Source organism: Pseudomonas sp. I3-I5, from assembly GCF_022699445.1.
GTDB lineage: Bacteria > Pseudomonadota > Gammaproteobacteria > Pseudomonadales > Pseudomonadaceae > Aquipseudomonas > Aquipseudomonas fulva.
In genome coordinates this window covers 322610-338022 of sequence record NZ_CP093940.1, presented here as the reverse complement: position 1 = coordinate 338022, position 15413 = coordinate 322610, and the positions used below count along the sequence as shown (strand labels likewise).

The window sequence follows — 15413 nt, the reverse complement described above, 5'->3', positions numbered from 1 at the left end:
CGGCCCTGTACAGCGCCCACGAAAAAGCCCGCCTTGATGCTAATGCTGTTCACTTAAGCGTGTTGGGGCCGTTTCACGGCCCATCGCGGCACAAAGGCCGCTCCCACGATGCCCAGTGAGCCCGCTAACTCAAGCGTCACGCAGTCACTGTGGGAGCAACTGTCTTGCCCGATTTATTTAAAATCTAGCCCGCCCCCCAGGGGGCGCGCTTGTCGCGCGGCCACGGGCGAAGCCCGTGCCATCCAGCGCGGTATTGGATTGATGGGCAAGCCCGCTCCTGTATGAGTTACGTCGGCTTCCTGCTCTAGGTCCGCATAGGCTGTGGCAAGACCAGATCAAGCCAAGGCTTGCCCGTCCTTAGCATGGCATTGAGCCGTACGATCAATACCCGCATACAGGCTACGAGGGCGACCTTGGCAACTTTTCCGCGTCCGCGCAGCGCCTCATAACGAGCCTTGAGTGCTGGGTTGTACTTTATCGCCACAAGGCATGACATATACAACGATCGCCTGGCCTCAAACCGCCCGCCCGAGATAGAGCGTTTGCCCACGGATTTTCCGCTGTCGTGGTTAAAAGGCGCCACCCCGACCAACGAGGCTATTTCTTTGGACTCTACACGCCCCAGTTCTGGCAGAAGTGTTATCAGCTTGCCCGCCGTTACCAGCCCAATGCCTTTGACCTGGACCAGCTGAGTAACCCGTTCATCTTTCAGGGCTTCCGTTTGCTGGCTGATCGCTTGCTCAATCAGCTTGATCTGCGACTTGAAGTGCTGAAGGTTGGCTTTCAGAAAGTCGGACACCGCGCTGAACTGCGCCTGTTTCAGGCGCCTGCGGTCGTCATCACGCTGCTGAACCAGCCGATCACGTTGCTGCAGCAATTCTCGCAACAGCGCACGCTCCGGGCTGATCCGCAGGGTGGGCTGGTCTGGAATGACCTCAGCGTAGTGGGCCAGTACTTCGGCATCGATGGCGTCGGTCTTGGCTTTGACTCCGATGGATTCTGCGAACGCTCGGGCTCGCCTGGGATTGACGCGTATGACCTTGTAGCCCGCGTCCTGCAAGAACCTCAGGATATTACGCTCATAGCCACCTGTGGCCTCCAGCAGAACACGCTTTATGCTGAGACCGCAAAGGCCATCGAGCAACGCTTCGAATCCCGCCGGATCATTGCTTACATGAAGTCTGGTGCCCTGAGGCCGTACCGCAGCATCAAGCGAAAGACTAGAAACATCGATACCCAGGTAGGAAACCATCGCCTAAATCTCCTAAACTCAACACTGTGAGAGGACTTTGGCTTGGCCCACGCTTGTGATTCGAGATCAGAGCCGCGTCCAACTGTTCGGGCTCTCGCCAAAGTGGAACGGTGAATGGCAGCTTGTGCTCCCACTCGTGCTCAAGGCACCTGCGGCCTTCAGCTTGCCATTCACCGCTCTCACTCCAGATTCTAATCTCTAATCAAGACACAAGCGGCCTTGTGCCGCGATGGGTCGCGGAGCGGCCCTAAATGAACAGCATTACGCCTTGAGGCGGGCTTCTTCATGCCTGGCCTTCGGTTAGAACCGATACACTTCCATGTCGGTACGAATCGGCGAGGCCATCGGGATTTTGGATTTCTCGGGCTGCTTCTTGACCTGCACAGGCGCTGCAGGCTTCTTGGGTGCGGCTTCGGCAATGGCCGGCTGGTTTGCCAACGGCTTCACCGCAGTGCTCAGTTGCTCGGCCAGCTTCTGCAGCAATTGACCTTGCGCCTGTACCTGCGAGGCCTCGCTACCTTCATGCTTCTGCTCCAAATGCACGATGCGGTTGTCGCGCACCTGGCCACGGCGGTCGAGCACACGCCATTGTGCATCCAGAACCGCGGGTTGGTTCTTGCCAGAGTCCAGCCGCGTGATCGACAGCAGCACTTGCACGTCCGGGCTGAAACCTGCCGTCGCCGGCGCCAGCACCACGCGCTGGCTATCCAGACGCCAGGCCAGCTGCCGCACCAGCAATTGGTCGATGTCCGAGGACAGGCTGCCCGCCCAGCGCCCGTCGGTGGCGGCGCTGAGGCTGCCGTCGGCCTGGCGTTGCAGGAACGTCTCACGTTGCAGGTAGTCGGCCACCGAAACCGGGCCGAGCACGACGGCCATGCCCGCGTGTTGCGACGGCTGGCCAGGATCACCGCTGTCGAGCTGGTACAAGGCAACCGGCTGGTGCATGGTGCACCCGCCAAGGCCCAATAGACCCGTCATCAACAGCGCAAAGGGAAGGCGCAGAAATTTCATCATCCCATCCAGGCGGCTGCCTTCAGGCATGCCGCAGTGATACGTATGGATTCAAACGGGCACACGGCTACGCCGGCACCGCAGGGGGCATATCATCCGCGAAATGAGTGCTCGACTCCAGCATTTCTGCCCGCAACGGCGGTGAAATCGCCATTGCGGGCCTGTCTGACGGTCAGGCGGGCAATTCGACCTGCAGCCCATCGACCCGCTGGAAGCCACGTGGCAGCTTGCTGCCGCGCCTGCCGCGTTCGCCCTTGTAGTGCTCCAGGTCATCGCCCTTGAGTGACAGGGTCCGCTTGCCGGCTTGCAGCACCAGCGTAGCCCCTTCGGCTACCACGGCCAGGTCGGTGACATACTCTTCCCGGCTGGCGACCCGGTCACCGGGCACGCCGATGATCTTGTTGCCCTTGCCCTTGCCCAACTGCGGCAAATCACTGACCTTGAACACCAACAGACGGCCTTCGGTGGTCACGGCTGCCAGCCAGTCCTGCTCCCGGTTGAGCACCGGTCGCGGCGTCATCACCTTGGCGCCGTTGGGCAAACTGAGCAGCCCTTTGCCAGCCTTGTTCTTGGCCTGCAGGTCTTCACCTTTGACCACGAACCCGTAGCCGGCATCGGAGGCCACCACGTACAGCGCATCGTCTTCGGGCAGCAGCACGCACTCGAAGGTGGCGCCCGGTGGTGGCGTCAGGCGCCCGGTCAGGGGCTCGCCCTGGCCACGGGCTGACGGCAGGCTGTGGGCAGCCACCGAGTAGCTTCGGCCGGTGGAATCGATGAGCACGGCAAATTGGTTCGAGCGCCCCGCGGCTGCGGCCTTGAACCCATCCCCGGCCTTGTACGACAGGCCCGTGGCATCGATGTCATGGCCCTTGGCACACCGCACCCAGCCTTTTTCCGACAGCACCACCGTGACGGGCTCGGTCGGCATCAGCTCGTTTTCGGAGAGCGCCTTGGCTTCTGCCCGCGCGACGATCGGCGAGCGTCGGTCGTCGCCATAGGTTTGAGCATCCTTGAGCAATTCGCTGCGCACCAACTTGCGCAGCTTCGCCTCGCTGCCCAGCAGCGCCTGCAGCTTGGCCTGCTCTTTGAGCAGCTCGTCCTGCTCGCCACGGATCTTCATTTCTTCCAGCCGGGCGAGCTGGCGCAGGCGGGTTTCCAGGATGTAATCGGCCTGGATCTCGGTGAGGTCGAAGCGGGCGATCAGCGCCTGCTTAGGGTGTTCCTCGGTGCGGATGATATGAATCACTTCGTCCAGATTGAGGAAGGCAGTGAGCAAACCATCCAGCAAGTGCAGGCGTTTTTCCACCTTGTCCAGACGATGCTGCAAGCGGCGCCGGACGGTGCCGGTACGGAACTCCAGCCATTCCAGCAGCAGCGCCCGCAGGTTCTTCAGCTGCGGACGACCGTCCAGGCCGATGATGTTGACGTTGACCCGGTAGCTGCTTTCAAGGTCGGTGGTGGCGAACAGGTGCTGCATCAGCTCGTCGGCATCCACGCGATTGGAGCGCGGGATGATGACGATACGGCACGGGTTTTCGTGATCGGACTCATCGCGCAGGTCAGCGACCATCGGCAGCTTCTTGGCCTGCATCTGTGCGGCAATCTGCTCCAGTACCTTGGCGCCGGACACCTGGTGCGGCAACGCCGTGACGACGATATCGCCATCCTCGACCCGGTACACTGCACGCATGCGAATCGAACCGCGCCCGCTTTCATACATCTTGAGGATGTCGGCCCGAGGCGTGACGATCTCTGCCTCGGTCGGGTAATCGGGCCCTTGAATGTGCTCGCACAACTGCTCGATGGTGGCCTTTGGCTCGTCGAGCAAACGCACGCAGGCACTGGCCACCTCACGCAGGTTGTGCGGTGGCACATCGGTGGCCATGCCCACGGCGATACCGGTGGTGCCGTTGAGCAGAATGTTGGGCAGGCGCGCAGGCAACACCGCCGGTTCCTGCAAGGTGCCGTCGAAGTTGGGCACCCAATCCACGGTACCTTGGCCGACTTCGTCAAGCAGCACCTCGGCATAACGCGACAGCCGTGCTTCGGTATAGCGCATGGCGGCAAACGACTTGGGATCGTCCGGCGCGCCCCAGTTGCCCTGGCCGTCCACCAATGTGTAGCGGTAGCTGAAGGGCTGCGCCATCAGCACCATGGCTTCGTAGCAGGCCGAGTCCCCGTGAGGGTGGAACTTGCCGAGCACATCGCCCACGGTACGCGCCGACTTCTTGTGCTTGGCATCGGCGTCCAGGCCCAACTCGCTCATGGCGTAGACAATGCGCCGCTGCACTGGCTTGAGGCCATCGCCGATATGCGGCAGGGCCCGGTCCATGATCACGTACATGGAGTAGTTGAGGTAGGCGTGTTCGGTGAAGTCAGCCAACGAGCGGCGTTCGACGCCGTCCAGACTGTCTTGTAGTTCGCTCATGCGAGCCTCGTCATTTCAGGTTCTGGCGCAGCAGCATGGTGCCGCCGCGCTGGGTAAATTCAAGTAGTTTCAAGGCGCTCATGCCCAACAGCACGGTGGTGCCATCCAGGCCCGGCACCACGATCGCGCGGATGTCGCGCAGGTGGATATCGCCCAATTGCAGGCTGTCCAGCCGGGTGCGATAGCCTTGCGTGCGACCGTTGGCCGTGCTGACGGTTACCGGGCTGCCACGTCTGAGCGCAAGGCCGTCGGCCAGGGATTCGGGTATGGCGACATCGGTGGCACCGGTGTCGAGCATGAAATGCACCACCTGGCCATTGATGGCGCCATCGGCCACGAAGTGGCCCTGGCCATTGCCCAGCAGGCGCACCTCGACGAACCCTTGCCCGTGGGAGGATTGGACCTGCGCATTGGGATTGCGCTGGCGGTCTTCCCACTGCCCGAAGAAGCGCGTAGCCAGAAACAGCGCCGCCGCCCAGGCCAGGATCATCAGCACCCTGCCCGCCCGTCTGCCCGGTGCCTGACTCACGGCTTGGCGCTCCAGCCGCCGGCAGGGGCCGCAAAGCGCCAGACGATCGGTCGGCGCTCGCCATCGGCACGCGCGCCTTCATTGTTGTCCAGGCCGATCCACGCCCCCTCGGCGTCGACCACCAGCGCCTCGGCCACACCGAACAGCTGGTCATAGCGGCGCGGCTCGGTCAACGCGTCGGCCGCAAATGACCAGCAGCGCTCGACCTGGCCGCTGTCGGCATCGCGGCGACAGATGCGATAGGCATTGCGCTCGAGCGTGAACAGTTTGCCGTCGAACCAGGCCAGGTCGGCGAAGTCCCGTGAAACCGGCCGCGCATCGGGTATCTGCGGCGGTTGCATCTCTACACCGGCTTCGCTGAACAGGACGCAGCGGGGCCCGCAGGCCCACACCGACTGTTGGCGCTCGATGGCCACCAGCCCGCGGCGCTCACGCTCGCCGGCCAGCCACAGGCGATCGCCAGCAGGGTTGACGGCCACACCCTCGAAGAGCGCATTGAAGTTCAGCAGCATGCCGCTGGCGCGCGCCTGGCGCACCATGGCCGAATCGATCTTCAGCCAGTCTGGCGTGCCCGAAACAGGCAGTTGCAGCACGGCGGCATGCGCCTCGCTGACCAGGTACAGGTTGCCGGCTTGGTCACAGGTGATGCCCTCGAAGTCAAGGTCGCCACCGCGCAGCCACGACGCCAGCCAGGTCCGCATCTTCAGCCCCCATGGTAAGCCGCTTTCCGGCACCGGTGGGGGGTCAAAGGCCACTGCCTGCGCCTGCCATGCACCGTCCTTGAGCTCGAAACGGTAAATACGGTCGTCGTCGCGGTCCGAGACACCCCACAAGCTGCCGCGGCATTGCGCAAGGCCCGACAGGTTACCGGCACGCATGCCATCGACGGGGTGCTCGCCGATCAGTTTGAGTTCAGGCCAGGTGTCTGCCAAGGTCGGCAAGGCCACCAGCGGCAGGCAAGCCGCCAGGAGCCAACGAATCAAACCATGACCTCGGCCAGGTTGCCCTTGGTTTCCAGCCAGGCCTTGCGATCACCTGCACGCTTCTTGGCCAGCAGCTTGTCCATCAGCTCGCACGTGGTCTGCACGTCGTCCAGGGTGAGCTGGACCAGGCGCCGGGTGTTGGGGTCCATGGTGGTTTCGCGCAACTGGGGCGGGTTCATCTCGCCCAGGCCCTTGAAGCGGGTGACCTGCGGCTTGCCGCGTTTTTTCTCTGCCACCAGGCGGTCGAGAATGCCGTCTCGTTCGGCTTCATCCAGGGCATAGTAGATTTCCTTGCCCAGGTCGATGCGGTACAGCGGTGGCATGGCCACATACACGTGACCGGCTTCGACCAGTGCCCGGAAATGCTGCACGAACAGCGCGCACAGCAAGGTGGCGATGTGCAGGCCGTCGGAGTCGGCGTCGGCCAGGATGCACACCTTGCCGTAGCGAAGCTGGGCCAGGTCGGTGGCACCTGGGTCTACGCCGATGGCGACGGCGATGTTGTGCACTTCCTGGCTGGCGAGTACTTCACCGCCGTCCACTTCCCAGGTGTTGAGGATCTTGCCGCGCAGCGGCAGGATCGCCTGGAACTCCTTGTCACGCGCCTGCTTGGCCGAACCGCCGGCCGAGTCGCCCTCGACCAGGAACAGCTCGGCGCGCATTGGGTCCTGGCCTGCGCAGTCGGCCAGCTTGCCCGGCAGTGCCGGGCCCTGGGTGATGCGCTTGCGCTCGACCTTCTTGCTGGCTTTCAGGCGGCGCCCGGCGTTACTGATGGCCAACTCGGCCAACTGCATGCCCAGCTCCGGGTGGGCGTTGAGCCACAGGCTGAAGGCATCCTTGACCACGCCTGAAACGAAGGCGGCGGCTTCACGCGAGGAAAGGCGCTCCTTGGTCTGCCCGGAAAACTGTGGGTCCTGCATCTTCATCGACAGCACGAAGGTGATGCGCTCCCAGACGTCTTCGGGGGCCAGCTTCACACCACGCGGCAGCAGGTTGCGGAATTCGCAGAACTCACGCATCGCATCCAGCAGGCCCTGGCGAAGGCCGTTGACATGGGTGCCGCCCTGGGCCGTGGGGATCAGGTTGACGTAGCTTTCCTGGATGCTGTCGCCCCCTTCGGGCAGCCACAGCAGGGCCCAATCGACCGCTTCCTTGTTGCCGGCCAGGTTGCCGCAGAACGGCTCGTCGGGCAGGCGCTGGAAGTCACTTACCGAATCCACGAGGTAGGAGCGCAGGCCGTCTTCGTAATGCCACTCCACCTTCTCGCCGCTGGCCTTGTCCTCGAAACTGACGAGCAGGCCTGGGCAGAGCACGGCCTTGGCCTTGAGCACGTGCTTGAGCCGGCTGATGGAAAACCGCGGGGAGTCGAAGTACTTGGGGTCGGGGCTGAAATAGACGCTGGTGCCGGTGTTGCGCTTACCGACCGTGCCGACCACTTCCAGCTCGCTTGCCTTGAAGCCATCGGCAAAGGTCATCTGGTACTCGTTGCCATCACGCTTTACGCGCACGCGCACCTGCGTGGACAAGGCGTTGACCACCGAAATGCCGACGCCGTGAAGGCCGCCGGAGAACTGGTAGTTCTTGTTGGAGAACTTGCCGCCGGCATGCAGCTTGGTGAGGATCAGTTCGACGCCCGACACGCCCTCTTCTGGGTGGATGTCCACCGGCATGCCGCGTCCGTCGTCGCTGACTTCCAGCGAATGGTCGGCGTGCAGGATGACCTGCACCGAACGGGCGTGGCCGGCGAGGGCTTCGTCGACGCTGTTGTCGATGACTTCCTGGGCCAGGTGGTTGGGGCGGCTGGTGTCGGTGTACATGCCCGGCCGCTTGCGAACCGGGTCAAGGCCCGAGAGGACTTCGATGGCGTCTGCGTTATAGGCGCTAGCGCTGGGATTGGCCATGGGGTCTCGTCGTCAGTCTGGTGAATGCAAAAAAATCAAAATACAGAAAAATCGAGTGCAGCGTACTGCGTCGGGGCAACACCGGCGAAGGCCAGCAGGGCCGGCAGGCGCTCGGCGAAGCCTTGAAAACTGTGGTCCCCACCGGCCTGGATACGCAGCGCGCAGTGGCGGTAGTACCGCTCGGCATGGCGATAGTCCAGGGTTTCGTCACCGGTCTGCAACCATACCTGGTAGCGGCTTGGGTCCGCAGGAGGCGGGACCTCCAGCTCGGCCAGCGCCTGGACGTGGTCGAGGGTCAACTCCCACGCCTGGCCTGTGTGATGGTTGTGCTGGGTACCCAGATAGCCGTCGAACGAGCGGTGCGGCCCTACGGCGGGATTGATCAGCAAGGCCTTGAGGCCATGGCGTTCGGCCAGGTAGGTGGCATAGTAGCCGCCCAGTGAGCTGCCCACCAGCAACGGCGCGTCCAGTTCGGCGATGCAGCCTTCAAGCTGCTCGATGGCCTGGCGGGGGTGGTGATGCAGCGCTGGCAGGCGCAGCCGGTCGATCAGCCCGAGGTGCTGCATGACGGCCTGAAGCTGCCTGGCCTTGGCTGACAACGGCGAACTGTTGAAGCCGTGTATATAAAGGATGGAACCCGACATGCTGCTCCCCGAAAGCTGTAGCGTTGCGCCTGTAGGCAGGCGCAGGGACGCGCAGTGTATCGCGTTCGCAAGGTTTTGGCGCCGCGCCGGTTTTTCTGAAACACATTCCCCGACGGGCAGGGTGAAGAGTCACTGAGAGGATTCGCAGCTTTGGTGTAAGCGGCGGGATGGGCGTCTGACCGGCATCTACACGGCAATGTGCTGGCTTGCTGATACGGCACCAGACAGTTGGGCCCACAAGCCCAAGAGCCCGTCAGCTCAGGCACCACACGGCCAATGGAGCGGCCTCGCGGTTCAATACCCGGGGCTATCGAAATCGAGCCTGACCTCGAAATCCAGCGCTCGCTCCACCCCCGTGTCCACCGTCCCATCAGCATGCAGGCGGATCCAGCGGTAGCCAGGATGCTGCTGACTCACCTCGAAATCCTCACTGCCTGGCGCGAACTGAATGCAGGTCGAAGGCGTGGCCAGCAGCCGCAGGTCGCCGCGCCATTGATCCCATTCCTGATGCACGTGCCCCCACAACAGCGCGCGCACCTGGGGATGACGATCGAGCACGGCGAACAGCGCATCGGCGTTGCGCAGGCCGATGGGGGCGATCCATGCGCAGCCGATGTCGACCGGTTGATGGTGCAGGCACACCAGGCAATGGCGCTCCCCTGCCGTGCGTAAGGCCGCCTCCAGCACACTGAGCTGGGCGTCCTGCAGCCAACCATGGGCCGCCCCTGGCACTGCCGTGTCGAGCATGACGATGCGCCAGACCCCGATGTCGGTAACTGGCTGCACCAACTCGGGCGCCACCTGCGCCATCACCTGCGCTTCGTCATGGTTGCCCGGTAGCCAGCGCGCCGGCGCGGCAAAGCCTGCGGTCAATTGCTCAAAGGCTGCGTAGGACGCAACGCTGGCGTCCTGGGACAGGTCCCCCGTGCACACCAGCAGGTGCGTGTCGTGCTGCTCGCGCAACGCCTGCTGCACCACATGGCGCAGGCTGTCGCGGGTATTGAGGCCCAGCATGCTGCCCTCGGGGCTGGCGAACAGATGGGCGTCGGTCAGGTGCACCACGTTAACGGTGCCGGCAGGGTTCGAGTGCGGCAAGGCCGTCTCCTTTCAGCGAGCGCTTACCAGTTCGTGGCCGCAGGCCAGGCAGTGGGAAAGCCATTCACCCAGGAACAGGTTCAGCTGGGCTTTCTCGTCCGGCTGATGCATGGCGGCGTTGGGGTAAGGATAGATGCTACGCAAGCGCCGGGCGTGCTCAGCACTCACCACTTCGGCCATGCGGGCATCGTGGTACACCTGCACCTCCATGACCGGGACCGGCAGCCAGGGCAGACTGTGCTCCTGGCGTATGCGCAGCGTGGTGGTATAGGGGCAGGCCAGGACCACGTCGAGCACCAGCACGCCCAGCATCTGGTCGCCCTGGGTCATGCCGATGCTGCGCGAACTCTGGGTGGTGCGCATGTCCGGGAGCAGGCGCATCAGCCGGGCATAGTTGGCCTCGCAGGCGGCCTGCAACCCGGCCAGGTCGACCCGGTAGCGCTCGCGCAACAGGTTCACTTCCACATACCTCGAACTTCGTCGCGGTTCAGGGCAAGCCATTGCAAGCCGATGATGGTCGCGGCATTACAGATGCGCCCGTCGCGTACCGCCTGCAAGGCATCCTCGAACGACCACACGCGCACCCGGATGTCCTCGCCTTCGGACTCCAGCCCGTGCAGGCCGCCGGCACCCTCGGCGCTGCAGCGGCCCAGGAACAGGTGGACGTATTCGTCACTGCCGCCTGGCGAAGGAAAATAGCGCGTCATCGGCCACAGCGCGCTGAAGGTCAGGCCGGCCTCTTCCTCGGCCTCGCGGTGCGCCACCTCTTCAGGTTGCTCGTCCTTGTCGATCAGCCCGGCGACCATCTCGATCAACCAGGGGTTGGCGACCTTGTCCAGGGCACCCACACGAAACTGCTCGATCAGGACCACTTCATCGCGCTGCGGGTCGTACGGCAGAACGCACACCGCGTCATGGCGCACGAACAGCTCACGGCTGATTTCCCGACCCATTCCACCGGCGAACAGCTCATGGCGAAGGTGGAGCTTGTCGAGCCTATAAAAGCCCTGGAAGCACTTGTCCCGCTTGACGATCTCGACCGCCTGGGGCACTGAATTCAACGTATCCGACATGAAAATCCTCGTTGCATCGCTGCTGCATCGCGCCATCCTACTCTGCACGCTGGCACGTTTCACCCCCCGGCGACAACCGTTGGCGTACATGGCACAGCAGGCCCGGTCTCTGTTAGCTTAGTGGCGAACTGAAGGCCATGCCGACGGTCAAAGGCCGACTTTTCCCTGTTCTTGCAAGGATCATCATGACACTTGTCAAACTGACATCCATCGCTGTGCTGGCCTTGGCGCTGGGCGCATGCCAGAGCCTGTTCGCCCCCAACTACCGAGCGCCGCTCGAGGTCAAGCGCGAAGCCTGGGAACACGTCAAGCCAGGCTGCAGCGAGCGTGATTGCCCGTTGGTGAATATTGACACCGTGCATTTCCCGGCGTTGCCCAAGCTCGACGGCATTGTCGAAAAGCGTCTGCTGCAACTGACCGAGGACAACCAGCACGGGGCGGCACCGACAACGCTGCAAGCCTACGAACAGCACTACCTGGCCAGCGCCGAGAAGCGCAACAGCAGCTACCTGCAGGCCAAAGTACGCGAACAGCATGACGGGCTGGTGATCATCGAGCTGTCCAGCTACCTGGATACCGGTGGTGCCCATGGCATGCCAGGTCGTGCGTTCATCAACTATTCACGCAAGCTGGACAAGGTCCTGACCCTGCAGGACATGCTGGTCCCCGGCCAGGAAGAAACGTTCTGGAAGACGGTGGAGGAATCACACCGGGCCTGGCTGATGAGTGTCGGCATGGACAAGGATGCCGAGTTCATCAAAACCTGGCCATTCAAGCGCTCGCCGCATATCGCCCTGACCTACGGCGCGGTGGTGGTGAAGTACGAGGTGTACGCCATCGCGCCGTATTCCATGGGCCATGTGGAGCTGAAAATTCCCTACCCACGCCTCAATGGCGTAATCAAGCCCGAACTGTTCCCCGGCCGCGGCTGAAGTTCAATACGCCATACAACACCCCTGCCAGCACCAACGCCGGCAGGGTCGCGCCCAGGTCCGGCGCCTGGGCGGCGATGATGTGATACGCCGCCACGCCTGCCGCCCATGCCAGCAATGCCGGCCAGTGCAGCGCCCCCACATGGGCTGGAATGCTGCGACGGCGAACCCAGTAATGGTCCGTCAGCACCACACCGAACAGTGGGGCGAACACCGAGCCGATCAGTAGCAGGAAGTTTTCGTACTGGGCAAGCGGTGCCAACAGGGCGATCAGGGTGCACAGCACGCCGATGGCCAGGGCCAGGTGTTCAACCTTCACGCGTGCCAGCACGCCGGCGGAGACCGCCGCCGAATGAATGTCGGCGAAGGCTTTTTCCGATTCGTCGAGCAGAATCAGTAGCAACGGAATACCCATGCCCGCCCCGGCGAGCGCCAGCAGCAGGGCATTGACTTCGCCTTGCGCCGCGAAGGCCAGGGTATAGGCCACCCCCAGGCTCATCAACCAGGTGTTGCCGATGAAATACCCCACCACCGTGCTGCCGAACACCTGCCTGCCGTCGCGGGCAAAACGCGAATAGTCGGCAATCAGCGGCAGCCAGGACAGGGGCATGGCGATGACGATGTCAAAGCCCACGGCCAGCGACATCGACCCATCCCCGCCGCGCTGCCACAACATCGCCAGGTCGGCCTTGGCGAACAGGTTCCAGGTCAGCCAGACACAGGCGCCCAGCAGCAGCCAGATGCCCCAGGCCCGCAGGATCTTGCGCACGAAAGCCAACGGTCCACTGACCGCCAGCACGGTGGCCAGCGCGCCAAAACACAGCGTCCATAGCACCGGGCTGTTCCAGATGCTGCCCTCACCGAAGGCTCGCGCACCCAACAGGCTGGCGGCATCGCGCATCACGATGATCTCGAAGGCGCCCCAGCCTATCAGCTGCAATACGTTGAGCAGCGCTGGCAAGCGCGCACCCTGCGCCCCCAGGCTGAGCTTGAGCGTACCCATGGCGGACAAACCGGTGTCGCTGCCGATCACACCGGCAGCACCCAGCAACAGCACACCGACCCCGGTGCCCAGGACGATGGCCAGGATGGCCCCGGACAGGCCAAGGCCCGGCGCCAGCATGGCACCGACTTGCAGCACCATCAGGCCGATGCCTAGGGAAAACCACAGTGAAAACAGGTCGCGGCCACCGAATACGCGCTGGCCGTTGGGAATGGGATGATCAGGGGAAAATTGACTGGACGTGGTCATGCTTGCTCGCACTCGGCAATGTGATTGTTGGGGTGGGCGCAAGGCAGGCCGCTAACCAGGTCCCTGATTCGCGGCCTGAGTGGCGCCCACCTTGGCCCAAAGGCTGGGCCTCAGACCTTGTGGTACAGCTGGCTGCCGGCTTGGCGGAAGCGCTCGGCCTGCTCGCGCATGCCCTGCTCCACCGAGACGTCCACGGTTTCGATCCGGGCAGCGTATTCACGCACCTCCTGGGTGATCTTCATGGAGCAGAACTTCGGCCCGCACATGGAGCAGAAATGCGCCACCTTGGCCGACTCCTTGGGCAGGGTCTCATCATGGAAGGCACGCGCCGTGTCGGGGTCCAGCCCCAGGTTGAACTGGTCTTCCCAGCGAAACTCGAAGCGCGCCTTCGACAGCGCGTTGTCGCGAATCTGGGCCCCTGGGTGACCTTTGGCCAGGTCGGCTGCATGGGCCGCAATCTTGTAGGTGATGATGCCGGTCTTGACGTCGTCCTTGTCGGGCAGCCCCAGGTGTTCCTTGGGCGTGACATAGCAGAGCATGGCGCAGCCGAACCAGCCGATCATGGCCGCTCCGATGCCGGAAGTGATGTGGTCGTAGCCAGGGGCGATGTCGGTGGTCAGCGGGCCCAAGGTGTAGAACGGCGCTTCGTCACAGCATTCGAGCTGCTTGTCCATGTTCTCCTTGATCAACTGCATCGGCACATGGCCGGGGCCTTCGATCATGCACTGCACATCGTGCTTCCAGGCAATCTTGGTCAGCTCGCCCAGGGTTTCCAGCTCGCCAAACTGCGCCGCATCGTTGGCATCGGCGATCGAGCCCGGGCGCAGGCCATCGCCCAGCGAGAAGCTGACGTCGTAGGCCTTCATGATTTCGCAGATTTCATCGAAGTGGGTGTACAGGAAGTTCTCCTGGTGATGCGCCAGGCACCACTTGGCCATGATCGAACCACCCCGGCTGACGATGCCGGTGACGCGCTTGGCGGTCAGCGGTACATAGCGCAGCAACACCCCGGCATGGATGGTGAAATAATCCACGCCCTGCTCAGCCTGTTCGATCAGCGTGTCGCGAAACAGCTCCCAGGTCAGGTCCTCGGCCACGCCACCGACCTTTTCCAATGCCTGGTAGATGGGCACGGTGCCGATGGGCACGGGGGAGTTGCGAATGATCCATTCGCGGGTTTCATGGATGTGCTTGCCGGTGGACAAGTCCATGACGGTGTCCGAACCCCAGCGAATGCCCCAAGTGAGCTTGGCCACCTCTTCTTCGATGGACGAACCCAGCGCACTGTTGCCGATGTTGCCGTTGATCTTCACCAGGAAGTTGCGGCCGATGATCATCGGCTCCAGCTCGGTGTGGTTGATGTTGGCCGGAATGATGGCGCGGCCACGGGCCACTTCCTCGCGCACGAACTCGGGGGTGATTTCCTTGGGAATGCTGGCGCCGAAGCTGTGACCGGCATGCTGCGTATCGAGCAGGCCTGCCGCCCGGGCCTCCTGCAGCTTCATGTTCTCGCGGATGGCCACGTATTCCATTTCGGCGGTGATGATGCCCTGGCGGGCGTAGTGCATCTGCGACACATTGGCGCCTGGCTTGGCACGACGCGGGTTGCGCACATGGGCGAAGCGCAGCTTGGCCAGCTCGGCGTCGTTCAGGCGCTGCTGGCCGAAGTGGGAGCTCAGGCCGTTCAGGCGCTCGGTGTCACCGCGTGCATCGATCCAGGCCGAACGCACGTCGGCCAGGCCCTTGCGCACGTCGATCAACACCTCTGGGTCGGTGTAGGGGCCGGAAGTGTCGTAGACCAGCACGGGCGCATTACGCTCGCCCCCGAAATCGGTGGGCGTGTCGGCCAGGCTGATCGCGCGCATCGGTACGCGAATATCCGGGCGCGAGCCCTGGACATAGACCTTGCGCGAGCGCGGAAACGGCTGCACGGACTGCTGATCGACTTGCGCCGATTCGCTGAGGTTCATCGCTTTTTCTTGTTGGGTCATCACAGGCTCTCCAGACGGCTTCCTAGCAGTGGAATGTCGGGGTGAACCTGAAGGACGCGGACGCACTCCTAGACGGGTGCGGTGCCAAAGACGGGGTGTCATGGGCTGCAAACAGCCGATGCTTTCCCGGACCTGGCACAAGAGGCTCCCCGGGAAGGCGAGCAATCTTGTTCCCTACGCAGGCGCTAACCTGATCAGGTTCAACGGGATCCGCACCTATGCGATCTCAGCCTTTGCTTCAAGGCACCCCGACAAGAACATGCGCAGTCTAGACTGGAGTTGCCGGCAAAGCCAAGCGAGCAATCCCGGGAATGATCAACGG

13 protein-coding genes and 1 riboswitch are annotated in these 15413 nt (G+C 63.2%); of the genes, 1 reads left to right on the top strand and 12 read right to left on the bottom strand.

From position 1 onward, the window contains the following. Positions 1-304: 304 nt before the first annotated feature. From MOP87_RS01420 to MOP87_RS01375, 10 genes are all read right to left on the bottom strand, one after another. A complete protein-coding gene (locus MOP87_RS01420) occupies positions 305-1252 on the bottom strand; it encodes an IS110 family transposase (RefSeq protein ID WP_059183221.1) in 948 nt (315 codons plus the stop codon). Positions 1253-1552: 300 nt separating this feature from the next. Then, positions 1553-2263: an ABC-type transport auxiliary lipoprotein family protein gene (locus MOP87_RS01415; protein WP_023532908.1), complete on the bottom strand. Its 711-nt coding sequence runs from the start codon at positions 2261-2263 to the stop codon at positions 1553-1555. A gap of 172 nt (positions 2264-2435) precedes the next feature. Then, positions 2436-4691 (bottom strand): DNA topoisomerase IV subunit A, encoded by a 2256-nt coding sequence (gene parC / locus MOP87_RS01410; protein ID WP_027913967.1) that lies wholly within the window; start codon positions 4689-4691, stop codon positions 2436-2438. Positions 4692-4701: 10 nt separating this feature from the next. Next, entirely contained in the window at positions 4702-5220 is a 519-nt protein-coding gene (locus MOP87_RS01405; RefSeq protein WP_104925731.1) for a TIGR02281 family clan AA aspartic protease, read from the bottom strand. After that, positions 5217-6203, bottom strand: a complete 987-nt coding sequence (locus tag MOP87_RS01400; RefSeq protein WP_104925730.1) for an esterase-like activity of phytase family protein — start codon at positions 6201-6203, stop codon at positions 5217-5219. Before MOP87_RS01400 ends, MOP87_RS01405 begins: the two co-directional genes overlap by 4 nt. Then, positions 6200-8104, bottom strand: coding sequence for a DNA topoisomerase IV subunit B (gene parE, locus MOP87_RS01395; RefSeq protein ID WP_027913970.1), 1905 nt, complete (start codon positions 8102-8104; stop codon positions 6200-6202). Before parE ends, MOP87_RS01400 begins: the two co-directional genes overlap by 4 nt. A gap of 35 nt (positions 8105-8139) precedes the next feature. Continuing rightward, complete coding sequence (locus MOP87_RS01390) at positions 8140-8748, bottom strand: YqiA/YcfP family alpha/beta fold hydrolase (RefSeq protein ID WP_027913971.1); 609 nt, start codon at positions 8746-8748, stop codon at positions 8140-8142. Between the two features lie 294 nt (positions 8749-9042). After that, complete coding sequence (gene cpdA, locus MOP87_RS01385) at positions 9043-9762, bottom strand: 3',5'-cyclic-AMP phosphodiesterase (RefSeq protein ID WP_232097643.1); 720 nt, start codon at positions 9760-9762, stop codon at positions 9043-9045. Between the two features lie 93 nt (positions 9763-9855). Further along, the gene (locus tag MOP87_RS01380) at positions 9856-10308 is read right to left on the bottom strand and encodes a DUF1249 domain-containing protein (protein WP_027913973.1); all 453 of its coding nucleotides are present in this window, start codon (positions 10306-10308) and stop codon (positions 9856-9858) included. Continuing rightward, positions 10299-10916: an NUDIX domain-containing protein gene (locus MOP87_RS01375; protein ID WP_023532940.1), complete on the bottom strand. Its 618-nt coding sequence runs from the start codon at positions 10914-10916 to the stop codon at positions 10299-10301. The genes MOP87_RS01380 and MOP87_RS01375 overlap by 10 nt, the downstream gene beginning before the upstream one ends. Before the next feature lie 185 nt (positions 10917-11101). Here MOP87_RS01375 and MOP87_RS01370 point away from each other — a divergent pair, with 185 nt between their 5' ends. Then, positions 11102-11848, top strand: a complete 747-nt coding sequence (locus MOP87_RS01370) for an RsiV family protein (protein ID WP_028687909.1) — start codon at positions 11102-11104, stop codon at positions 11846-11848. Here MOP87_RS01370 and cytX read toward each other — a convergent pair. Together cytX and thiC are read right to left on the bottom strand one after the other, a co-directional pair. Beyond that, complete coding sequence (gene cytX, locus MOP87_RS01365; protein ID WP_027913975.1) at positions 11817-13100, bottom strand: putative hydroxymethylpyrimidine transporter CytX; 1284 nt, start codon at positions 13098-13100, stop codon at positions 11817-11819. The genes MOP87_RS01370 and cytX overlap by 32 nt on opposite strands. A gap of 110 nt (positions 13101-13210) precedes the next feature. After that, entirely contained in the window at positions 13211-15091 is a 1881-nt protein-coding gene (gene thiC, locus MOP87_RS01360) for a phosphomethylpyrimidine synthase ThiC (RefSeq protein WP_027913976.1), read from the bottom strand. 154 nt (positions 15092-15245) lie between these two features. Then, positions 15246-15352, bottom strand: a riboswitch (TPP riboswitch). Positions 15353-15413 lie beyond the last annotated feature (61 nt).